The sequence below is a fragment of the Paenibacillus sp. FSL K6-1217 genome, from assembly GCF_045040735.1.
Taxonomy (GTDB): domain Bacteria; phylum Bacillota; class Bacilli; order Paenibacillales; family Paenibacillaceae; genus Paenibacillus_AQ.
In genome coordinates, this window is sequence record NZ_CP150271.1 from 4588156 (window position 1) to 4611373 (window position 23218).

General features: G+C 56.0%; 21 protein-coding genes. 5 read left to right on the plus strand and 16 right to left on the minus strand.

What is annotated here, in order from left to right; translation table 11 throughout:
• Positions 1-5 precede the first annotated feature (5 nt).
• Positions 6-623, minus strand: coding sequence for a LysE/ArgO family amino acid transporter (locus MHH28_RS20225; protein WP_405104918.1), 618 nt, complete (start codon positions 621-623; stop codon positions 6-8).
• Between the two features lie 170 nt (positions 624-793).
• A complete protein-coding gene (locus MHH28_RS20230) occupies positions 794-1207 on the minus strand; it encodes a hypothetical protein (RefSeq protein WP_405104920.1) in 414 nt (137 codons plus the stop codon).
• A 107-nt stretch (positions 1208-1314) separates the two neighbouring features.
• Here MHH28_RS20230 and MHH28_RS20235 point away from each other — a divergent pair, with 107 nt between their 5' ends.
• Together MHH28_RS20235 and MHH28_RS20240 are read left to right on the plus strand one after the other, a co-directional pair.
• Entirely contained in the window at positions 1315-1629 is a 315-nt protein-coding gene (locus MHH28_RS20235; RefSeq protein WP_340750738.1) for a helix-turn-helix domain-containing protein, read from the plus strand.
• 5 nt (positions 1630-1634) lie between these two features.
• Positions 1635-2567 carry an IS3 family transposase gene (locus MHH28_RS20240; protein ID WP_405104868.1) on the plus strand — a complete coding sequence of 311 codons (933 nt, stop codon included), beginning with the start codon at positions 1635-1637 and terminating at the stop codon, positions 2565-2567.
• A gap of 315 nt (positions 2568-2882) precedes the next feature.
• On the opposite strand, the gene MHH28_RS20245 is transcribed toward MHH28_RS20240, so the two are convergent.
• Genes MHH28_RS20245 through MHH28_RS20255 form a run of 3 tightly spaced genes read right to left on the minus strand, consistent with a single transcriptional unit; the run spans position 2883 to position 6419 of the window.
• A complete protein-coding gene (locus MHH28_RS20245; RefSeq protein WP_405104922.1) occupies positions 2883-3950 on the minus strand; it encodes a sensor histidine kinase in 1068 nt (355 codons plus the stop codon).
• A 2-nt stretch (positions 3951-3952) separates the two neighbouring features.
• Entirely contained in the window at positions 3953-4624 is a 672-nt protein-coding gene (locus tag MHH28_RS20250) for a response regulator transcription factor (RefSeq protein WP_405104924.1), read from the minus strand.
• On the minus strand, positions 4554-6419 hold the full coding sequence (locus tag MHH28_RS20255; RefSeq protein ID WP_405104926.1) for an ABC transporter ATP-binding protein: 1866 nt from the start codon (positions 6417-6419) through the stop codon (positions 4554-4556). Before MHH28_RS20255 ends, MHH28_RS20250 begins: the two co-directional genes overlap by 71 nt.
• A 240-nt stretch (positions 6420-6659) precedes the next feature.
• On the opposite strand from MHH28_RS20255, the gene MHH28_RS20260 reads away from it, so the two are divergent.
• The gene (locus MHH28_RS20260; RefSeq protein WP_405104928.1) at positions 6660-7877 is read left to right on the plus strand and encodes an MFS transporter; all 1218 of its coding nucleotides are present in this window, start codon (positions 6660-6662) and stop codon (positions 7875-7877) included.
• A 74-nt stretch (positions 7878-7951) separates the two neighbouring features.
• Here the strand turns inward: MHH28_RS20260 and MHH28_RS20265 are convergent, their stop codons facing one another.
• Complete coding sequence (locus MHH28_RS20265) at positions 7952-9655, minus strand: glutamine--tRNA ligase/YqeY domain fusion protein (RefSeq protein ID WP_405117192.1); 1704 nt, start codon at positions 9653-9655, stop codon at positions 7952-7954.
• A 215-nt stretch (positions 9656-9870) separates the two neighbouring features.
• Here MHH28_RS20265 and MHH28_RS20270 point away from each other — a divergent pair, with 215 nt between their 5' ends.
• Positions 9871-10116: a DUF2164 domain-containing protein gene (locus tag MHH28_RS20270; RefSeq protein ID WP_405104930.1), complete on the plus strand. Its 246-nt coding sequence runs from the start codon at positions 9871-9873 to the stop codon at positions 10114-10116.
• Between the two features lie 42 nt (positions 10117-10158).
• Entirely contained in the window at positions 10159-10707 is a 549-nt protein-coding gene (locus MHH28_RS20275) for a GNAT family N-acetyltransferase (RefSeq protein WP_405104932.1), read from the plus strand.
• 297 nt (positions 10708-11004) lie between these two features.
• Here MHH28_RS20275 and MHH28_RS20280 read toward each other — a convergent pair whose 3' ends face one another.
• The 10 genes from MHH28_RS20280 to MHH28_RS20325 form a co-directional block, all read right to left on the minus strand.
• On the minus strand, positions 11005-11667 hold the full coding sequence (locus MHH28_RS20280) for an MOSC domain-containing protein (protein WP_405104934.1): 663 nt from the start codon (positions 11665-11667) through the stop codon (positions 11005-11007).
• Positions 11657-12181: a GNAT family N-acetyltransferase gene (locus tag MHH28_RS20285; protein WP_405117194.1), complete on the minus strand. Its 525-nt coding sequence runs from the start codon at positions 12179-12181 to the stop codon at positions 11657-11659. Before MHH28_RS20285 ends, MHH28_RS20280 begins: the two co-directional genes overlap by 11 nt.
• A 60-nt stretch (positions 12182-12241) precedes the next feature.
• On the minus strand, positions 12242-13453 hold the full coding sequence (locus tag MHH28_RS20290; RefSeq protein ID WP_405104936.1) for an MFS transporter: 1212 nt from the start codon (positions 13451-13453) through the stop codon (positions 12242-12244).
• A gap of 556 nt (positions 13454-14009) precedes the next feature.
• Positions 14010-14837 carry a formate/nitrite transporter family protein gene (locus MHH28_RS20295; protein WP_405104937.1) on the minus strand — a complete coding sequence of 276 codons (828 nt, stop codon included), beginning with the start codon at positions 14835-14837 and terminating at the stop codon, positions 14010-14012.
• 256 nt (positions 14838-15093) lie between these two features.
• Positions 15094-16458: an FAD-dependent oxidoreductase gene (locus MHH28_RS20300; protein WP_405104939.1), complete on the minus strand. Its 1365-nt coding sequence runs from the start codon at positions 16456-16458 to the stop codon at positions 15094-15096.
• A gap of 485 nt (positions 16459-16943) precedes the next feature.
• Entirely contained in the window at positions 16944-18578 is a 1635-nt protein-coding gene (locus MHH28_RS20305) for a formate--tetrahydrofolate ligase (protein ID WP_405104941.1), read from the minus strand.
• Positions 18579-18863: 285 nt separating this feature from the next.
• Positions 18864-19340, minus strand: a complete 477-nt coding sequence (locus MHH28_RS20310; RefSeq protein ID WP_405104943.1) for a glutathione peroxidase — start codon at positions 19338-19340, stop codon at positions 18864-18866.
• A 274-nt stretch (positions 19341-19614) separates the two neighbouring features.
• Positions 19615-19953 (minus strand): DUF3243 domain-containing protein, encoded by a 339-nt coding sequence (locus MHH28_RS20315; protein ID WP_405104945.1) that lies wholly within the window; start codon positions 19951-19953, stop codon positions 19615-19617.
• A gap of 158 nt (positions 19954-20111) precedes the next feature.
• The gene (locus MHH28_RS20320; protein ID WP_405104946.1) at positions 20112-20942 is read right to left on the minus strand and encodes a D-alanyl-D-alanine carboxypeptidase family protein; all 831 of its coding nucleotides are present in this window, start codon (positions 20940-20942) and stop codon (positions 20112-20114) included.
• A gap of 238 nt (positions 20943-21180) precedes the next feature.
• On the minus strand, positions 21181-23103 hold the full coding sequence (locus tag MHH28_RS20325; protein WP_405104948.1) for a DEAD/DEAH box helicase: 1923 nt from the start codon (positions 23101-23103) through the stop codon (positions 21181-21183).
• Positions 23104-23218: the final 115 nt, after the last annotated feature.

Consider the following 23218-nt stretch of genomic DNA (forward strand, 5'->3'; position numbering starts at 1 on the left):
ATCACTTAGCCATACACCAGCCCCCACAGCTGGACTCCCATGTAGACGGCGATCGCCCAGATCAGCAGGGCGGAAACGGTATTCAGCCCCTTCATGACCTTGCCCGAAGCATCCAGCCTGCCGAGCTGGCGGCCCGCTGCAGCAAGACCCAGGAACCAGAGCCAGGAGACGGCCACTGTCGCCGCCGCGAAGGTCCAGCGCACCGCCCCTTCGTATTGCAGCGAGCTAGTCCCGATCACGCCCACCGTATCCAGAAGAGCATGCGGGTTCAGGAGGGACACAGACAGCGCATAAAGGATCTGTCCCTTCGCCGAGAGTCGGCCCGACTCATCCTTCGCTGGAGTAGAGCGCCAGATTCTCCAGCCCATGAAGGTGAGAAACAGAATGCCTGCCCCATATATAACAGGCGTGACCCAGCGCAGCGATAAAATGACCAAGGAGACTCCGCCGACTGCCGCAGCGATAAGCAGTGTGTCGCATACCGCTGCCGTCAGTACGACAGGGAGTACACTGCGGAATCTGGGATGCTGCGCCCCTTGATTGAAGACGAATATGTTCTGTACGCCCAGCGGCAGAATCAGCCCGAAGGCCAGGATAATTCCATGTAGAATGGCCTGCACCATTTCTTTTCCCCCTTATATCTTCCTAGTAGTGCTTCCAGATAAACAAGCCTCTCAGGCTTCCTCCGGTTATAGCCTACTGATCGTACCCTGCTCGTACCCTGCCATAGCAGCTGAAGTAACCATCCAAGTTCTGCGGCACATACCAGCCAAGACGAATGAACGGGGAGAAATCATGGTAGACTGGAAGAAAGAAGGAACGAAGAAAAAGATGTAAATAGATGAAAGAGAGAAATGAGGGCAATGCTAATAGCCGCTGTAGGGGGGAATTGGTTCGATTGCCTTCGCGGAGGCACAATGTATGCGGTTTTTAGCATACATTTCGCCCATACGCTGCGCACCAGGGCAGAATGTATACTGTTTTTCACATACATTTGGCCCATACGCTGCGCACCGACAGAATGTATGCTGTTTTCCACATACATTTGGCCCATACGCTGCGCACCAGCAGAATGTATACTGTTTTTCACATACATTTGGCCCATACGCTGCGCACCAGCAGAATGTATACTGTTTTTCACATACATTTGGATCATACGCTGCGCACCGGCAGAATGCATGCTGTTTTCCACATACATTTGGATCATACGCTGCGCACCAGCAGAATGTATGCTGTTTTCTCCACAGCCCCCTAATGAAGTTGGAGTCCTCCCCCACAAAAATGTAGACTAAAGATAGGAGGAGGATGAACGGTATGGGACACTTAACAGGAACAAGAGAGAAGGCAGCGCAAGAGGTGTTATCTGGCATTAAGGCGGCGGTGGTTGCCCGAAAGTATGGGGTGACTCCGTCCACGGTGAATCAGTGGGTGAGGGATTACCGGGAAGCCCATGGAGAACAAGATCATCCGTACCCCCAGGAGCAGGTAGAGGAACTGAAGCGCCTGGTAGAGGTCGAGCAGAAATATGAGAAGGCGGTGAAGATGCTCGGTGAAAAGGAGTTAGAGATTGAGATTCTGCGTGAACTGCTAAAAAAGCCCACCCCTGCTTATCCGAAAAAATCGAGGTAGCCGAGATGTTCATTAAGCAGGGATATTCCGCAGCGTTGGTACTACGTCTCATCGGGCTCGCAGAGTCCACGTACTACGACCGTAAGAAACGCAAGTCACAGGATGCACAGGCCGTACTCCAGGGGCGCGGAAGACCCGTACCCGGCTACTCTCTGACCGAATCGGGAGAGAAGATTAGCGACGAGCAGATCCAGGAAATGCTCCTGGAACTGGTCGCTGGAGAAGAGCACGTGTACGGGTACAAGCTGCTGGCCAAGTGCTTGTGGAACCAGCACCAGCTGAGGCTCAATCACAAGAAAAGCTACCGGCTATGTCAGGCGCTGGAGATCCTGCAGCCCCAGCGTCAGAAGCGCTTTAAGCATCCCCGGAAGTTGCCGGAGAACCGAGTCATTACCGGCCCGGGCCAGCTCTGGCAGATGGACATTAAATACGGATATGTGGCAGGACGGGACCGGCATTTCTTCGTTCTGAGCATTATCGATGTGTTTACCCGGGTCATCGTCGGTTATCACCGCGGATCGTCGTGTGAGGCCAAGCACGCCTGCCAGACGCTGGGACGCGCCATGGAGCAACACTGCGCCCCTGGCAGCGCGCGCCCGGTGATCCGCACCGACAACGGCCCCCAGTTCGTCAGCCATCTGTTTGGCGACATGTGTGAAAGCTGGGAAATGACCCATGAACGCATTCCGCCTCGAACGCCGGATTTAAATGCTTTTATTGAATCGTTCCACAGTAATATCGATCGGGATTTGTTCCGCAAAGAGGCCTTCGACACGTTCGAAGAGGCCTATGAAGCGGTGGACCGGTACATGGACTTTTACAACAACCGCAGAATGCATACGAGTCTTCGCAACATGCCGCCAGCTACCTTTGCGGAGTGGGTCCTGACCCTAGAAGACCGCTCCAGCTTCTTCTGGCCGAGAGAAAAAGCGAAATAAAGAGCAAGACTACGACAAGTACTGATTTTATATGGAGGACTCCGGGATAAGGGGGTCGCACCGTTTTCCACATACATTTGGCTCATACGCCTGCACGCCAGCGCTTGCTTTACGCGAAAGCGGAACGATAGTTACAGGCACACGGCCGACCTCCGGCCGTACAGGAATGACAGCCGCAGCGACTCCAGCCAGGCAGGGGCACTCCTGCGTCGGCAACTGGAACGATGATGTGGAGGCAGGATATTAACCGGCTTGGGGATGAACCTGGCCTAATCCGGCTGAGGTATCGGCGGACCACTCGCATCCACGGCGGGCTCATCTGCTCTGCTGAGGCAGACGCACGATAAACGCCGTCCCCTCTCCGGAACGGCTCGTTACCTCTACGCTACCTTCGTGGAGCTCTACAATCTTCTTCACGAGCGGGAGCCCCAGCCCGCTTCCGCTGCCGCTGCTGACGCTTCGGGACTTGTCTGCCTTATAGAACCGTTCGAAGATCCGCCCCAGCTCCTCTTCGGCCATACCGATCCCGCTGTCCCTGACCTCTACCTCCACCCACCCCCCTATGCTGCGCAGAGAGACGGTTATCCGTCCGCCCTGCGGGGTGAACTTGATGCTGTTATGCAGCAGGTTGGTCCATACCTGGCTCAGCAGATCCTGTACCGCGCTCACGGTGGTCTCCTGAAGCTCGGCTTCCACTTCTATCTCCTTGCCAAGCCACTGCGGCTCTGCGGCCAGGATCATCGCCTGTACCTGCTTATCCAGCCTATAAGGCTTGCGCTCGAACGGGAAGCTCTCCGCCTCCAGCACGGACAGCTTCAGCAGATTGTCGCTCAGGCCGGACAGACGGCGGCTCTCTGCTTCTATAATATCCAAGTAATGCTTGCGGATATCCGGACTGAGATTCTCCGCTTGCAGCGCGGCAGCGAACCCGCGGATCGAGGTCAGCGGCGACTGGATCTCATGGGATACGCTCGCGATGAAGTCCTGCCGCATCAGCTCCATCCGGCTCAGCTCACTCGCCATTTCGTTGATCCCTTCCACAATCCCTCCGAACTGCCGGTACTGGCCGCTGTTCTCCAGTTCAATCTTGAAATTGCCTTGAGAGATTTGCCGCATGGCTGTAAGGATCGGCATATAGAAGTTCTGATCCTTGCCGCGTGTAGCGTAGGCAATAGTGGCCCCGCAGACGAAAAAGATGATAATCTGCATAGCCATAACAAACAAGTGATACCCGTATTCAGAGAAGGACCAGCCGAAATGACGGACCAGCAGTCTTGATCCGAAATAGCTCCCGTTCCAGGATATATAGAGCATAATCAGCATTCCGGCGATAGGTCCGGCTATATTCATTTTCTCCCATATCTTCATGATTCTGCGCTTCATGCCTATCCCTCCAGCCGGTAGCCCAGGCCCCGGATCGTACGAATAGCGAAGCCGAATTTCTCCTGCGGGAACCGCTCGCGCAGACGGCCTACATGCACATCCAGCGTCCGCTCATTGCCTTCGTAATCATAGCCCCAGATCTCTTCAATCAGCCGGTCGCGGGTCAGCGTCTGCCCCCGGTAGCTGGCCAGCTTGAATAACAGCTCGAATTCCTTCAGCGGCAGGGTAAAATCGCCATGCTCAGACAATACTTCGTAGGTTCTGCGGTTCATCCGCAGACTGCCTACGGTAACACTCTGGGCGGCCGAGATCTGATAACGCTTCAGCAGTGCCTTGACCCTGGCGATCAGCACCGGCGGCTCGAACGGCTTGACCAGATAGTCGTCTGTGCCCAGTTCGAAGCCTTTGACAATCTGCGAGGTCTCCCCTTTGGCCGTCAGCATCAGGACCGGAAAATCATACCGCTTGCGCAGCTCCCGGCACAGCTCCCAGCCATCCATATTCGGCATCATAACATCAATGATCGCCAGATCCGCCGCAGTCTCTTCGAGCAGCCGCAGCGCCTCCAGACCGTCAGAAGCGCTCAGCACCTCTGCCATCCCCTCAGCTCTCAGGAACACTCCCACCAATTCGCGGATGTGCGGATCGTCGTCCACTACCAGTATTTTGGCCATAGTCTGTAGAATCCTCCTCTATCCCCCGGCTCTGAAGCTCAGGTGTGTTCATCTGCAGCTGCTGCTCGGCGAATTCACGGTACAGCTCATGGTCCCTCAGCAGCTCCTCATGCGTTCCCTTGCCGGTGATCCGGCCCTTCTCCATGAATATAATCTGGTCCGCATTCACCACCGTAGCCAGCCTGTGGGCGATCACAACCGTGGTCCGGCCCTGCATCAGATTGCCCAGCGCCTTCTGCACCACGGCCTCCGACTGGCTGTCGAGGCTTGAGGTCGCCTCATCCAGCATGAGGATCTTCGGATCGCGCAGCAGCGCTCTGGCGATGGCAATCCGCTGCCGCTGTCCGCCGGACAGCTTCACCCCGCGTTCCCCGACATCCGTGTTGTACCCGTCCGGCAGCTCCTCAATGAAGCCGTCCGCATAGGCCATGGCCGCAGCGCGCTTCAGCTCCTCCTTACTGATCTCGCGGTCCAGCCCATATCCGAGATTCTCGGCAATGGTACCGGCCAGCAGCGGACTTTCCTGTGAGACATAACCAATCTGCTTCCGCCAGGACTTCAGGGAGAACATCGACGCCGGTTTGCCGTCCAGCCGAATGACTCCGTTCTGCGGCTCATAGAAGCGTTCCAGCAGCGAGAACAGGGTTGTTTTACCGCCGCCGCTTGGGCCGACAATGGCCGTCACCTGCCCCGGCAGCATAGTGAAGCTTACCTTGTTCAGTACCTTCTCTCCCGTCTTGTATCCGAAGCTGAGATCTTCTACGGCAATCGGTCCCTCTGTGCCCTCGGCCTCTTCCACGCCTTCATACACCTCCTCCTCTGCTGCCAGGGTCTCAATAATCCGCTCGGAGGCACCCTTGGCCTTCTGGAGCTGGGTGAAGAATTGTGTCAGCTGCGTCAGCGGCATAATAATCTGGATCAGATACAGAATGAAGGCGACCAGTTCACCGGCGGTGAGCACCCCCGAGGACACCAGCATCCCGCCATAGCCGATAATGACTACCAGCAGCATCATAAAAACAAAGGAGATCAGCGGGCTGATCAAGGCGCTGATCCTGCCCTCACGAATCCCGAAGCCCAGCAGGTTCATAATCCCTTTCCGTCCGGCTTCATATTCCTTCTGCTCCGCTCCAGAGGATTTCACCAGCCGGATCTCGGACAGCACGCCGCTGAGAACAGCAGTGAAGGAGGCCGTCTCGTCCTGCGTCCCCTTGGAGATCTTGTACATCTGCCGTCCCAGCGGCACCAGGATGAGCGCTGACAGCGGCAGCACCGTGAACAGCACCAGCGTCATTTTCCAGTTCAGATAGAGCAGCACGGTGATGGAGCCGACAATGGAGATGAGGCTGGTGAACAGACTGGCCAGATGCTCCGAGATCAGTGTCTTGAGAATTCCTGTATCATTGGTCATCCGGCTGACGCTCTCGCCTGTCCGGTTCTCATTGTAGTAGGACACGGGCAGCACCAGGAATTTGCGCCACAGCCGATCCCGCAGCCCGGCGACAACCCTTTGTCCGACCGCATTCAGCAGATAGATGGAGACTCCGGCGGCAATGGTCTGAGCGATGAACGCTCCGGCAATTCCGGCAATCTGCAGTCTGCTGACAGAAGCCAGCGAGAAGCCGTCGACCAGATTCTTCGTGAACATAGGAATTACTAGACCTACCAGGGTCGAAATGATGCTGAGGCCAAGAGCCAGCGCCAGCAGCGGATAGGATGGCTTGGTTTCGTGCAGCAGCTTCAGGAACGGCTTCATGGCCGCCCCCTGCTTCTGCGGTGCTTGCTTGTTCTTCATATTGAGTCCCCTTTTCCGGCAGATAAATGTATGGAGCAGACGAGGCCCGCTTCTGCCCTTGGACCCAGAATAACGCTCCTGTGTAAACTGAAGTTAAACAGCGATTTTGCCATTGATTTGTAATTCACCATAAAAGATGGTTTGTATCCCTTTTCAACAAATGTTACAGTGATAACAGAGGCATAATAATACTGCCACATCAAGAATGCAAGGCACCCTAGCAGGAAAGGAGTGCAGAGTTTGCGGGAGAATCTCGATAAACAGCTGTCTTTCACCTCTCTGAAATGGTTCAACTTCTTCGTGTACGGCACTGTCGTCCTCTTCACCAGCTTCTTTCCGCTATATCTGCAGGATGTGGGGATGAATAAGCTGGAGATCGGAAGCCTGATGTCTGTAGGCGCACTGGTATCCATCATTGCCAATCCCTTCTGGGGCATCTGGAGTGACCGGTATCAGAATATCCGGCGGATTGTCCTCGTCATGCTGACTGGAACGCTGGTCTTGTCCCAGCTTGTTTTTCAGGCCAATACATATGAAATGATCTACATATCCATTCTGTTCTTCTACTTCTTCCAAGGGCCGCTGTTCGCCCAGAGCAACACGATGATTCTCAGCTATATTGACGGAACCAGCCGCAGATTCAGCTCTTTCCGATTATGGGGGTCGCTCGGCTGGGCGTTCACTGCCATACTTGCCGGTCCCGTAATTGAATGGGCGGGCATCTCTGTGCTGTCCTATCTTTTTGCTTCGCTGCTCTGTGCGGCGATGATTGCACTGATCACTCTGCCGAAGCTGGATCATTCGATCGGGATCGCCCCCCTGCCCTTCAAGGGAATGCGCCAGATCTTCTATAATCCGTTCTTCCTGTGCTTCATCCTGTTCGGCATTCTGGTCTCGATTCCGAATACGATGAATAACACCTTTGTGTCACTGTACATCACAGAGCTGGGCGGAAGCAAGACGATGATCGGTCTCGCTGTGTTCCTGTCCTCCATCCTGGAGATGGGCGTGCTGCTGCTGTGCAATTACGTTCTCCGGCGCAAAATCTCTGTCCTGCTGGCCTCGCTCACGCTGGTCAGCGCGCTGTTCTTCCTCCGCTGGTGGCTGATGGCCGATGCAACGACACCACTGCAGGTCGCGCTGATTCAAGTGCTGCACTCCATTACCTTCGGCGGGTTCTTCTATGTCGGAACCCAGTTGACCATGCTGCTGGTGCCGAGGCCTTACCGTTCCTCAGGACAAGCGCTCTACACGCTCACCTGGAGCGGAATGTCCGGTATTCTCGGCGGAGTCCTCGGCGGCTGGATGTATCAGACCCTCGGCGCGCAGACGATGTATCAATCCGGTGCGCTCCTCGCCCTGTTCGGCGCCATTGGCTTCGGAATAATGTGGCTCACCGTGATCCGCGGCAGCTACCGGCCTCGGACTGATTCTGAAGATGAACTGGCAGAAGACTAGGACTGCGCAGGATATAGCAAACAGGCTTGGCCTCCCGGCGGGAGACCAAGCCTGTTGCTGTGTATGGGGCCCTTCTAGCCTTGCTTGGGCTGGAAGGAGCTTTTGAGGGATACAATCAGATTGAACACCAGATGCTCCGGCGACGAATACTTGCTGTCTACGTTGAAGTACCCATGACGGAAGAACTGGAACTTGTCCTGTGCCACACTGTCCTTCAGTCCAGGCTCCACGAAGCCCTGCAGGATCTCGATAGACTTCGGATTCAGCTGATCCAGGAAGGTTGGCTCCGGCTTGTCAGCGGAAGGCTCCAGACCTTCAATCTCGGCATCCGTCTCCGGCTCTTCCGCAGAGATCAGCGGCTCGTAGAGGCGGAATTCCGCCGGTACAGCCTGTCCGGCATCTACCCAGTGCAGCGTTCCCTTAACCTTGCGGCCGGTGAAGCCGCTGCCGCTCTTGGTCTCAGGATCATAGGTGCAGTGCAGCTCCACGACTTCACCGTTCTCGTCCTTGATGAAGTCGTTGCACTTGATGAAATAAGCATTCTTCAGACGTACTTCATTGCCGGGGAACAAGCGGAAATACTTATTCGGCGGAACCTCCATGAAGTCATCGCGTTCAATATAGATCTCACGGGAGAACGGAATCAGGCGGTTCCCCATCTCCGGGTTCTCCACATTGTTCTCAATTTCGAAGTACTCGGTCTCGCCTTCCGGGTAATTCGTGATCACTACCTTCAGCGGCCGCAGCACGGACATCGTCCGGGGAACTGTCAGCTTAAGGTCTTCACGGATGAAGTGCTCCAGCATCTGCAGGTCCACCAGCCCCTGACTCTTGGAGATTCCGGTCTCATGCACGAAGCTGCGGATGGCCTCCGGCGTATAGCCGCGGCGGCGCAGCCCGGAGATGGTCGGCATGCGGGGATCATCCCAGCCGTCCACATGGCCTTCATCCACCAGCAGCTTCAGCTTGCGCTTGCTCGTAACGGTCTGGGCCAGATTAAGGCGTCCGAATTCATATTGATGCGGCGCAGCCTCCATCTCACATTCAGCCACCACCCAATCATAGAACGGGCGCTGATCCTCGAACTCCAGGGAGCAGAGGGAATGGGTAACATGCTCAATGGCATCCTCCAGCGGATGCGCGAAGGTGTACATCGGATAGATGCACCATTTGTCACCCGTATTGTGATGATGGGAGTGGGAGATCCGGTAAATGACCGGGTCACGCAGATTGATGTTCGGTGAGGACATGTCGATTTTGGCGCGCAGGACCTTCTCGCCGTCCTTGAATTCCCCAGCCTTCATGCGGTGGAACAGGTCGAGACTCTCTTCTATTCCGCGGTCACGGTAAGGGCTATCCTTCCCCGGTTCCGTCAGCGTTCCCCGGAATTCACGGATCTGCTCGGCGCTGAGATCATCGACATAGGCTTTGCCCTTCTTGATCAGCAGCTCGGCCCGCTCATACATCTCCCCGAAATAATCCGAGGCGAACCGCAGCTCTTCCCATTCATACCCGAGCCATTTCACATCCTCCTGGATGGAATTGACGTACTCGGTATCCTCTTTGACCGGATTCGTGTCATCGAATCTCAGATGGGTCTTGCCTCCGAACTCGTCAGCCAACGTGAAGTTAATCCAGATCGCCTTGGCATGTCCGATATGTAAATAACCGTTTGGCTCCGGCGGAAAGCGGGTGACAACTTCCTTAACCTTGCCCGAGCGGAGATCTTCGGTAATGACGTTCTTAATGAAATTGGAGGGTGTACCCTGGTTCTCCACATTGATCAACCTTTCATTCTGTAATATAACTACTTCCTTGTTATGAACATGTTTCCTACTAATATACCCGTTCAGCCCGGAATGTTCAACAAGTGGAAGCGGCAGGTGCCGTCCTTTTAAAGGGCGGTACCGCTTCAGCCCCGCATTCTTTGACTTCTCGCCAGACGATGGAGTAGCATGATAAATATAGGAATACCAAGATGAGGGGGATGCTTATGAAACCGGTTAAACTGCCCAAAGAACAGCGGGAGATGATCACGGACAACATCCGTGCCTACTTCGAAGTTGAACGCGGGGAAACGATCGGCCACCTGGCCGCAGACAACCTGCTGGAATTCTTCATGAAGGAGCTCGGACCAGCCATCTATAACGGAGCGCTTAGCGACTGCCGCACACTTGCCCTCCAGCGCATGCAGGCCCTGGAGGAAGATATCTACGCTCTGGAGTGGCATAAGCGTTAGTTCAGCGTGGCTTATATCTCATAACGCATAGGGGGCAGCCGCATGTTTAATTATGTCATAGATGATGAACTGAAGCTGAAGCTGCTCATGCCGGAGCATGCCCGTCAGATGTTCGCCCTGGTGGATCGTTCCCGCCACCGGCTCAGGCAGTGGCTGCCTTGGGTGGACGGCGTAACGCAGCAGGATCATCTTACCACGTTCATCAAGAACTCCGTGAAGCAAGGCATTGATAACGGCGGGTTCACCGCCGGGCTGTGGGTCCGGGAGGAATTGGCCGGAATTATCGGCTATCACGAGATTGACTGGCATAACCGCTCGGTCGGCATCGGGTACTGGCTGGGCGAAGGGTACGAGGGCCAAGGCTACATGACCAGCGCCTGCAGGGTCTTTGTGGATTACGCCCTGCTGGAGCTTGCGCTGAACCGCATCGAGATCCGCTGCGCTACCGGCAACATAGCCAGCCGAGCCATTCCTGAGCGGCTCGGCTTTATCTTCGAAGGAGTCATCCGCCAGGCGGAGAAGCTGCCTGCCGGTTATGTGAACCACGCAGTGTACGGCCTGCTGCGCAGCGAATGGAAGCTGCTGGACTGAGCGGGGAAGGATGCCGGCAATAGAGTACGGGTGAGCGAAGCACTCAGGGGGACGGGTTCGGTCCAGCGGATTCGGGGGCACTTCTGCTCCTCATTTCCGCTACCGGCCTACTTTCGGCGAATTCGGGGGCATACCGGATATAGTTGGATTTTGTCCACTTGCTGATGAACGATTTGCCTGTGCGCGGACAGAAGTTAGATAAACAACACTTAATTTCTCACCTTTCGCCTAACAGGGAGGAAACTAACTATTTTAGTTGGACTTTTTCTACTTGTTTGCGGTTATTTGCTAACCACCCTAACTCTCCGCCGCGTCCAGCCAGCCCCGGAACCGCTCCCGGAGGCCGGCTGCAAGGCTCTCCAGTCCGGCCAGCTCCGCAAGGCCCGTATGATCCTTGCGTCCATGCTCCATCGAGTACAGTACCTGTCTCACCGGGATACGGCCTGCTCCGCTCGCCAGCTTCACAATCCGGTCACCGGCTGCAAGGCTGCCTTCACGCAGCACGCGGAAGTAGAAGCCGCTGTATCCGGTGGACAGCACCTGGGCCGGCATATCCGCCGGTCCATGCTTCTGCGTAAGCTTGAAGCACGGAAAGCGCGGCTGGCTCACCTCCAGCAGTGCTGTACCGATCTCGAAGATATCCCCGATGCAGACCTCGGTCTCCAGCAATCCGCGCGCCGTAATATTCTCGCCGAAGGCAGAATACTCCAGCTTCCGGCCAAGCCGCTCCTCCCAGTAGGCATAGTGCTCCACCGGATAGACGCAGACCGCCTTGTCGGGGCCGCCGTGGTTGACCAGATCCGCTTGCCCGTCTCCGGTGAACCCTCCGGCCCGAAGGGCAAGCGGCCCGTCTACCGGCAGCTTGTAGATTCCGGTGTCCAGCGGCTTCCCGCGGTATTCCACCGTCTTCGGCTTACCTACATTCAGCGAGATGACTTGCATCTTCATTTCAGTCTCCATCCCCTTCTCCTCCCGTCAGCCAGCAGCTCATAAATACCTCATCCACGTAACGTCCGCTTAAGTAGAATTCCTCCCGCAGCCGTCCCTCTTCCTCGAATCCGCATTTGCGGTAGAACTTAAGCGCCGGTGTATTGCAGGAGAGTACACGCAGGCGCAGCTTGCGGATTCCATGCTTGGCTGCATGGCGCTTGATCTCCGCAATCAGCCGGCTGCCTACACCCAGCCGCTGAAACCGCGGATGGACCGCGATATTCACCTCACATACATGGCGGTTACTCTCCATCCCGCTGGGACAGCCGAAGCCTACATAGCCGCATAGCTCCCCGTCCTGCAAAGCCACAAGCTGGGAGCCGGGCGGCGCATGCAGCAGATAGTCCTCCCGCGAGCGCCACATCAGCGGACCCGGGGTTGTATCCTCTGTCCAGATCATATTGTCAAGAACTATCAGCTCACGGGCATCCCTGATTTCGGAGGGCCGGATGAGCAGCGCAGCATCTCTGTTGATTGGTTGCATCATTATACACCCCTTGCCTTACTAAGCAGATAGTAAAAGGATTAGTTACAGCGTGCACGGTTATGCAGTCCTGCGCTCAGGCTCTACGGCTGAACGGTTCATATAGGCATGGACCGCGAAGAATCCCACAGACAGCACCGCCATGCCGCAAGCCAGCCAGCCGGTTGGCGCAAGGCCGCCCCTGTCGAATTGAACTCCCATCAGATAAGGACCGATGACCCGGCCGACCGCGCCGATCCCGCCGCTGAGCCCGAGATAGAACGGCGCGCTGCGCTGGGCATGCTCCGAGATGAAGGAAGGCATCGCCGGAGAGATCAGCATCTCCCCAAGGGTTGCCAGCACCATACCCAGCAGCAGCCCCGGATAGCTTGGCATAAACAGAATGACCGCATATCCGGCGAGATAAAAGACTGCACTTGCGGTCATCTGCGCCGTTGAGGTCTGGGCGAACCCCCGCTTGATCAGGCTGACCAGCGGCTGAGCCGCGAAGATCAGCACGCCGTTCAGCGTCCAGAGGAAGCCGTATAACTGCTTCGACCAGCCTTCGGAGATAATATACGGCGAGACCCCGCTGTTCCAGATCGAATTGCCGATCAGCAGGAACATCGAGCCTACCGCCATGAACAGATAGATCCGTGTATGGCCGAGGAGTCTCCAGCCCGACACTTCATTCTGGGGATGCTTTTTAGCCGCTTGGCCCTGAGCCGGTGCCGCCCCTACCTTGCGCAGATAGACGAAGAAGAAGCCGGCAAATACGGCTGAGGTTACCCCGTTGAGCACAAAGCTCAGCATATAATTGCCCAGGAAGCCGCTCAGCGAGGTCCCCAGAGCTACCCCGATATTATTGGCAACATAGATGATATTGAACAGCTCCGCGCGCTGCTCCGCGAACCGGAAGCCGATAAAGGCCTGAATGGCCGGAAGGGAGAGGGAGTTGAACAATCCCATCAGTCCCATTACGATAATGAACACACTCCAGCTTCCGCTCGCCCACGGGAGCGCAAACAGCGTCAGGGCATTCATCGCCAGGGCGCCGACAATCAGGCGGTTCACCCCTACTTTATGATATAAAGAACCGCCCAGTAATTGTCCGGCAATTCCGCCGAGCGACTGCACCAGCAGAACGATTCCGGCGTCCTTCATACTGCGTCCCAGCTCATCGAATACGTACATCGTAACCAGCGGCCACATCAGCGCACTGCCGGTAGCATTAATAAGACTGGCAATCAAGAATACTCTAATTTCCTTCGGATAGGCTTGCAAGAATCTCATACTTTGTCTGTCATCCCCTGTAACATAGCTGTCATTAATCCATCCAGTATCATCCCAAAACAGGAGACAGGGCAAGCATATGCGTTAATGCTTTATCGCGGGAAACGAAGAAAACAATCTACTGAACATCAATCCTGTTTTACCGCTGCCGCGATATTTTATATTCTATAACCCGCTCTTTCACACGTAAAGAAAAAACCCTCGCCCGCGCTGATTCGTTCCCCGGAAGCCGGGGTAATGATCCATATGAAACACTCCCTATTGTATTCACCGTGAAGCCCGATTTCGTTCCCCCGAATCGGATTCCACGGTGAATTTTGTTTGTAGGGACAATCTCCTTTATCAAGTGGAAGCGGCCTTGCCGTCCCTTAAAGGACTGTACCGTTTCAGCGAGAAATAGAAGGATAAGTTATCGTGTGCAACATATAAATTCTTCTCTTTTAACAAAAAACACTCCCTGTCTCCAGGGTTCCCGCAAAGCGGGTGTGCCAAGAAGCCAGGAAGTGCTTGAGCCAACTTATGCTGCAGCCGGTCAACTACACCGGTTAAATATCTATTAAGCGTGTTTCTTCAAGCCTGCCGCCGGGAGGCCTTCCACGGAATTCACAGCTGCCGGCTCCTTGCGCAGATAAGCCATCCAGTACGCCGCAGCCACGAAGATTGCACCGCCTGTGAGATTGCCCAGCCAGACCGGAACGAAGTTGGCGACATATTGTCCCCAAGTGAAATGTCCTTCGAAGATCGCAGCAGGGATAAGGAACATGTTAGCTACAACGTGCTGGAAGCCGATGGCTACAAACGCCATGGTCGGGAACCAGATACCGAGGATTTTGCCGCTGAAGTTATCCGCCCCGTACGAGAGCCATACGGCCAGTGCTACGAGCCAGTTACAGCCGATCCCGGAGATGAAGGCCTGCAGGAAGGACGCATCAATCTTATGCTCCGCCATACTTACCAGCTTCTCCAGATACACTCCATCCGATGTAAGGCCAACGATGTGACCGAAGAAATAAGCGACGAACAAAGCGCCAGCCAGGTTGCTCAGTGTGATCAGCACCAGGTTCTTAATGACTTCCCAGAACGAGATCTTCTTCGCAATGAACGCCAGCGGCACCGCCATCATATTGCCTGTCAGCAGTTCCCCTCCGGCAAGCAGCACCAGGATCAGTCCAACCGGGAACACCGCAGCCCCGATGAAGTTAGCAATGGACCCCCACTCGGCGGGCGCACCGGCGATGACACGAATATCCAGCAAAAATCCGAGCGCGATAAACGCTCCTCCCAGAAAACCGAGAATGAGTACAGTGCTGAGCGGATTATGTGCTTTCTTGATTCCGTTCTCTACCGTCACTTCAGCGATTCCCTGCGGTTTGTTATAAGCCATGATTCCTATCCCCTTCTAATTACTTAAAATTTGTTCCTTTATGCCATTGTAACGTGATCCCAATCACATTTACGTGATAAAAATCACTATCCGAAAAACTAAGTGAAAGTTTTCACTGACATGTCAAATTTACCATATAAGCTTGCAGCACAGAGTGCTTTTTATCATAAAAAAGTCCGCAGATGGAAAGGTAGCTTTAGTATTTTGCATGGCCAAAAAAAGAGCCCTGAGCGGGCTCCAGTTCGTGACGGTATAATTAAGCGTGGACTGGCTCCTTGACTGCAGCCGGTTTCGGCAGCGCCTGGAGGCCGACTGTGTTCAGGAAGTTCCAAGGCTTGTTGTAATGCGGCTGGAAGAAGAAGTCGATGAAGGCCAGCTGGTCTACGGTCATCTTATTCTGGATGCAGACCGATACGGTATTGATCGACTGCGTCAAATCCATCTTGGACATGATCTGTGCGCCCAGAATGCGGCGGGTGGCACGGTCAAAGACCACTTTTACCTGAACCTGCTCGAAGGTTGGCATGAACTCCGGACGGTAGTTGTCGATCAGCATGACACTTTCCACATCCATCCCCTCGGCCTTGGCGGCATCCTCAGTCAGTCCGGTTCCGGCAATATTGTCCTCGTAGATCTTGATGCCCGATGTTCCTTGTGTACCCATGTAAGGGATCGTGTTCGAGACCAGATTGCGGGCAACCAGCGTTCCCATACGCACTGCGTTGGTGGCCAGCGGGATATACGCGTGTTTACCAGTTGGATTGTAATGAATCGCGCAGCTGTCACCAGCAGCATAGACATCCGGCAGACTGGTCTGCATATAATCGTTGACCATAATTGCGCCGTTCGGCAGCATATCCACTTGACCCTTCAGCAGCTCGGTATTCGGACGGAAGCCGATGCAGAGAATGACCAGATCGGTCTCATGCTCTCCCTTGCTGGTAATCACCTTGGTCACTCTGCCGTTCTCACCGGCGAACGAGGCGACCTTCTCGCCAAGCGCCAGCTTAATGCCATGATCCTCAAGCGACTGCTGGATCGGTGTAGTGAACTCTTCATCGAGATATTTGCTCAGGATACGGTCTTCCCCATCAATCAGCGTAACTTCCTTGCCGTTCATCTGAAAAGCTTCCACCAGCTCCACTCCGATATACCCGGCGCCGACCACAGTAATTCTCTTCACCTTTTGCGCTTCTTCGATAATGGTGTTGGAGTGATTGTAGTTCTTCGAGAGAAGAATGCCCTCCATCTCTATTCCTTCGAGCTTAGGTACGATCGGCCATGAGCCTGTTGTCATAATTAGTTTGTCATAAGTATCATCCATTTCCTCGCCGGTCACGAGGTTGCGGGCTTTCAGGGTCCGGCGGGCGGTGTCAATGTTGATTACCTCATGACGCATCTTCGTCTGCACACCCAGCGCGGCAAGCTGTTCCGGGGAGGAATAGAATAGTCCCTGCGGGTCCTTGACCACGCCCCCAACGTATAAGGCAATGCCGCAAGACAGGAACGAGATATTATCGTTGCGCTCGTAGACCGTAATCTGTGCATCCGGGTACAACTGTGCGGTATTTACAATGGCGGCCGTTCCGGCGTGGGTACATCCAATGACTGCTACTTTCATGATTTCTTCCTCCTCCAAGTTGAAAAGCTTATTTAGTAGGGCTTGTGAGCTCGTGACTGTGCTTATAAAACTATACGTTTGTGATTGTTTTCACTTCATACATTGATTATATTGTGATATTTATCACATTACAAGCACTTTTGTGATTTTCCTCACAATGTTCACAATTTCAAATTTTAATCACTTTGGAGTTTCACCACTTCATCCACTCCACCTGTGCCACCGATTCCCTCTTCAACCTTGGCTTAGTTTCCCCCGGAGGAGGGGCATTATGTCTGCCAGGAGCAGGAAACAGCAGGAGTGAACCTGGCTTATGCGGCGCTCCCGGTCCCACTGTGTTCGTTCTGTTTTTAGGCACGCGCTCATTTTCATGCTGGAGTTGTGCCTTGAAAGACATGTTTGTTTTTGCATACCAAATAGCCTCACCCACCGTAGCATACCTGCGGTAAAGTGAGGCCAAACTACATCTATTCGCTCATGATGTCTTATTCCAGACCTGAAATCACGCCATCCTCATCCACCCGCAGGCCTTCTGCCGCCGGTTTGGCGGGGAGGCCCGGCATGGTGACCATGTTCCCGGTGATCACTACAGCGAACCCCGCACCGAGGGACAGGGTGATGTCCCGGACGCCCATGGTGAAGCCTTCCGGCGCACCGAGCAGCCGGGGCTGATCCGAGAAGGAATACGGGGTCTTGGCCATGCAGACCTGAAGATGGTGCAGGCCCAGCCGGTCAATGATAGCCAGACTGCGCTTGGCTGCCGGAGAGAAGGTTACTCCCGTACCACGGTAGATTTCCGTAACGATGCGGTTGATTTTGGACGGGATATCCAGATGGTCTTCGTAGAGCGGTGTAACATTCACAGGCTCTTCCCGGTCCAGCAGCTTCATCAGCTCTTTAGCCAGCTCCTGTCCGCCCGCGCTTCCTTCAGCCCATACCTTGGATACCGCAGCAGGTACTCCCAGCCGCCCGCAGGCCTCCAGCACCTCATTCACTTCAGCAGGGGCATCCCCTTCAAAATGATTCAGCGCCACCAGCACAGGCACGCCGAACTTGCGCAGATTCTCAATATGCCGCACCATATTGGACAATCCGGAGAGCAGCGCCGGCCGGTTGACCTCATACAGCTCTTCCTTGCGGACGCCGCCGTTGTATTTCAGCGACTTCACCGTTACAACCAGGACAGCCGCCGCAGGAGCAAGCCCGGCCTGGCGGCATTTGATGTCCATGAATTTCTCGGCCCCCAGGTCCGCGCCGAAGCCTGCCTCCGTCACCACCACATCGCCCAGCTTCAGCGCGTAGCGGGTTCCGATCACACTGCTGCAGCCGTGGGCAATATTGGCGAACGGGCCGCCATGCACAATGACCGGGGTCCCTTCCAGCGTCTGCACCAGATTCGGCTTCACCGCTTCCTTCAGCAGCGCAGTCATCGCCTCCACCGCTCCGATCGCCTGTGCCGTTACCGGCTGGCCTGCATGGTCATACCCGACCAGAATGCGGCTGAGCCGCTGCTTCAGATCCGCAAGGTCGCTGCACAGGCACAGCACGGCCATAATCTCAGAGGCTGTTGTAATCTGGAAGCCGCTCTCCCGCACAGTCCCGTTGCCGTCGCCCATGCCGGTCACAATATTCCGCAGGCTGCGGTCATTCATATCCATAACTCTTTTCCAGACGATACGCTGCGGATCAAGCCCCAGACTGTTGCCCTGGAACATATGATTGTCGATCATCGCCGAGAGCAGATTATGTGCAGCGCTCACCGCATGGATATCCCCTGTGAAATGCAGGTTAATCTCATCCGCCGGAACGATCTGCGCCTTGCCGCCTCCGGTCGCTCCGCCCTTCATCCCCAGGCAGGGACCAAGCGAAGGTTCACGCAGCGCTGCTACCGTACGCACTCCCGCTACATTCAAAGCCTGGGCCAGTCCGATCGTCGTCAGCGTCTTGCCTTCGCCCGCGGGCGTAGGATTCATTGCGGTAACCAGCACCAGCTTGCCGTCCGGTTTGTGCTTCAGCTCTGCCCAGAGCGAGGGCGCCAGCTTGCTTTTATATTTGCCGTACAATTCCAGATGCTCCTCATTGATTCCCGCTGCCGATGCTACCTCTGTAATTAACCTCATGCCTCTATGTAACCCTCCTGCCGTTATTATCCTGCATCCTTGCTTCCTGTATGCGATTCATTGTAGTCAGGCGAACCATGTCTCTTCAAAGAATACAGGGTCTCTGAAAAGATTCAAGGATAATTTTCATAGGAGGGGTAACGGTGTACTGAATAACCAGCCACTGCGCGGAGCAGATACACTGTTATAATATGCAAAAACTCCCGGACCGGGCACAGGTGCACCACCATCCGGGAGAGCGCGTATAGCCTGGCTCCAACCTCGCAACAGATTAATTCAGCTTCATTACAACAGGGATTCGATAAGCCCCTTCATGCTCTCCGGTGATTCCTTCGGCTCGACACGGGCCACCACATTGCCGCTGCGGTCCACCAGGAACTTCGTGAAGTTCCACTGGATATCACTGCTCTCGCCGTCACCCGGCTGCTGGCCCTTCAAGAATTGGAACAGCAGGCTCGCATCCGGACCATTCACATCGACCTTGGCGAACACCGGGAACGTGACTCCATAGTTAATCTGGCAAAAGGACTCCGCTTCCTCGCTTGTGCCCGGCTCCTGGCCGGCAAACTGGTTGCACGGAAAACCCAGCACGACCAGCCCCTGGTCCCCGTACTGCTCGTACAGCTTCTGCAAATCCCCGTATTGCGGGGTCAGCCCGCACTTGCTGGCCGTATTGGCAATAAGCAGTACCTTGCCCTCATAGTCCTTAAACGGCACTTCCTTACCCGAAGGTGTCACTCCGGCAAAACTATAAATCGACATCGCTGCTTCGCTTCCTTTCGGCTGTATAGTAGGTTTAGTTCCATCACTTCATGTTCATGTTAAGCCATTCTTCTTCATTCTACCCTATTCACAGCCAAAACCAAATTCCGGCGGCCAGTCCGCTTCCGTGTCAAAAGTTTCTTGGACAACAAACAGGCAGCCCCGCAGCTATCACGGGACCGCCTGATTTTCTTTTAATGTTCTACTCATATAGATTAATGTTACTCTTCAGGGAGCCATGTTGCTTGTGTTGCGTGTGCTGCTTGTGATGCTTTTACTGCTGCACCATCTTCACCAGCATATGCGCCAGCCGGTGGCGCTCCTCCTTGTTCCCGGCCTTCCACAATTCCAGCAGCAGCTTCTCTTCACTATTGCGGGGCTCCTCATACGCGGCCAGATAATCGGCGATTTTCTCGGCAGCCAGGGCGAGCTGTTCGTTGCTCAAGCCGATTTTTTGTGCCAATTGAATGCGCTTTCCTAAATACGCCTTGAACTGCTCGAAATTGTCCAGAATCATCTCCTTCTGTTCCGGGTCGATCCGGTCCAGCGCCTCCGTTACGCGGTTCATGGTCACACTGCCGTCCTTACTCACCACATGATTATGTTCAGACATCCAGAACGCCTCCCATTTCATAGTGTGCGGTTTCCCACTACTTAACCAGCGCTCCCCGGGGTGAACCATACTGCTGAACGGGACACCACCCGCGAGCCACCGTCCAGATACACAAACGGCCCCGCTAAATCGCGGGACCGCCTGATTATAGTGTGGAGTTAATTCGATACTGGAATGGCATCATAATATTCTTCGAGTGTAATCCCTCTGTCGGCGATGGAAGCGGCAATCTCCTTGCCTACATAGCGGACATGCCAAGGCTCATACTTGTATCCGGTAATGGCCTCCTTGCCTTCAAGGAACCGGATAATATAGCCGTATTCAGCGGCATGGGCTGCAAGCCACTCCGCTTCCTTCGTCCCTGCAAAGCAGCTCTCGGCCGCACATTTGCCGTCTCGGCCGGACAGGTCAATGGCAAGTCCCGTCTGATGCTCGCTGTGTCCCGGCATGGCGCTGTAGGTCCGGGCCTTCTCTTCGCCGTCTCTGGCTACATAGTTATCGAACAGCCTTCTCTGGGTCGATTCCGAACGGTAGCCGGATACACCGGCCAGATAGACCCCGTCCTCCTTCGCCCCCGCGAACATCTCCTCCAGTGCCGCAGCCGCTTCACGGCGCAGCATCCGCTTTTCAATTTTCTCCGAGAAGATAAAAGGGACGTCCGGGTAGACCAGATCGGCAGGCTTATACTGATCAGGCAGGCTGTACTGCTTATTGACCATGACCGCGATGCTCTCCGGCTCGGCTACGACCATCTGCGCACCGTTGTTCCCGGAAGCGCCATTTCCTGAACCGGGGTCTGGCTGATCTGCGGGCTCCGGCACCGGTGAACCCTCAGGCGCTGTTTCCGGCCCCCCGGCTCCCAGATCTGTACCTGTGTTTATATGGGTCCCGTTCTCCGGGGAAGCAGACGGTGCGGTGTATTTCCCGATTCCCCAGCCGACCGCAATGACGACGATGAGTAGAATGACAATTTTGGCGGTTTTGGACATGCTGTGTAATCCTCCTAAACGTTGTGTAGCCTCGCACACTGAATTCTGCAACTCTCGCTGTCAGAAGTGCAGGCTACAATCTGTATCTCTCTATATTTGTACCCGAATATTCCGGCGGTATCTACTAGACAGGTCTCCCGGCAAAAAGGTTTCAGTAAATAAATATTACCATAGAATCATTGGCGGTTACGCCAATGGCCCTATGGTAACAAGGATTAGCTATGCGTGTAAAGCGCCTTTATCTGGAGGAGCCGCGTCCGCCTCGTGAACCGCCGCCACTGGAGCCCCCGCTGCGCCCGCCGCGCGATGAATTCCCGCCGCTGCTGCGTCCGCCCGAGCTGAAGCCGCCTTTGCCGCCCTTGGAGCCGCCGCGTGAGCCGCCTTTGGGAGCGGAGGCGCCTCCGCTCCCGGCATCGTTGCTGCGCGCTACATGTGCCCGGAATTTCGGGCTCGACTTCGCGCCGCCCGGGTTATACCCGGCTCCCGAGCCAGCACCCTTCGAGGCACCGTAGCTGAAGCCTCCGGCTTCTGCGCCCCGGGACACGTTGGTGCTGTAGCCGCTGCTCGGCCCGCCCTGGGAGGCGTTGCCTCTGGCGGCACCGCCCCGCGCGGCGCCGCCCTTGCCGCCGCGCCCGCCTGCGGCACCCGCACCTGCACCCGCAGCATAGCCGCTGGGTGCTGCGCTGTCGCCGCCGCTGGCGAAGGCGCCGTAGCCGCCGCCAGGTCTCGGCTTCTTCGCCGCGCCTTGCCCGGCGGAGTCGCCCTTCGGCGCCGCAGCCGCGCTGTACGCGCTGCGCTTGCCGCCTCCGGCCGCGTCCTTCCGGCTGCGGCCGCCGCCTTCCGCAGGCGCACCCCAGCCGCCTGCGTCTTTGCCGCCGCGTCCGCGCCCGCCCGGACGCCCTGCGGCTTCGCCGCGCGGCGCACCGCCGCTGCGGCCCTGCCCGCGGCCGCCACGGCCGGCGCGCGCCGCTTCAGGCGCAGCGCTCTGCCGCCCGCGCTGCGAGCCGCCGCCTTGGACCGAGGTGAATTCGCCTACGCCGAATTCATCCTTCTCGTACCGGCGGCGGTCCAGCCGCTGGGAGATGCCGTGCTCGATCAGTTCGAGCCCGGCGCGCTCGCGCGGCGAAGCGAACGTGATCGCGAGGCCCTTGCCTCCGGCGCGGCCCGTGCGGCCAATCCGGTGAATGTAGCTGTCCGCATCCAGCGGAAGATCGTAGTTGAAGATATGCGTGATGCCTTCCACATCCAGACCGCGTGCCGCCACATCCGTAGCCACCAGCAACTGAAGCTTGGCCTCACGGAACCGCTTCATGACGGCTTCGCGTTTGCCCTGCGACAGATCGCCGTGCAGCTCGTCGCAATCATAACCGGCCGCCTGCAGCGCCTCGTTCAGCTTGATGGCCCGGCGCTTGGTCCGGCAGAAGATGATCGCCAGGTACGGGCGGTCCCGCTCAATCAGCGAGATCAGCGCCTCTTCCTTGTTGCGGTCGGAGCATTCCACCACCTGCTGGCGGATATTGTCCAGAGGGATCGGTGATCCGCTCTTGATGATGATATCAAGCGGCTCCTTCATATAGTTCGCAGCCAGCCGCTTGATCGGGTCCGGCATCGTCGCGGAGAACAGCATCGTCTGGCGGCGGTAAGGCACAGCCGTAATGATCGTCTCCACATCCTCCAGGAAGCCCATATGCAGCATCTGGTCCGCTTCATCCAGCACCAGCATCTTCACGCCGCCAAGGTCCAGTGTCTCCCGGCGCAGGTGATCCAGCAGCCGTCCCGGCGTGCCGATGATCAGATGTCTGCCGCCTTCCAGCTTGCGCAGCTGCTTCTCCACATCCTGCCCGCCGTAGACGGCCAGAATCTTCACACCCGTGTGACGCGCCAGCTTGCGCGCCTCTTCGGTAATCTGCAGCGCCAGCTCACGCGTCGGCGCAAGAATCAGCGCCTGCGGATAAGCGGCCTCGACCCGGATCTTGCCCATAATCGGCAGCAGAAAAGCCAGCGTCTTCCCCGTTCCTGTCTTCGCACGTGCAATCACATCCAGACCCTGCACCAGCGGCGGAATCGCCTCTTCCTGCACCGGCGTCGGCTTTACGATGCCCTGCCCCTTGAGCAGATCGGTTAATACTTCAGATACTCCTAATTCCTTAAAACCCGGCAATTGCTCCACCTCACTATTTTTCTAAGTTTTCATAACTTATATTCATCCATGTAACGGAGTAATGTACGCAAGGTAAGCAGAGGCGGATCTCATCCTCAGGTCCTTTGACAAGGAC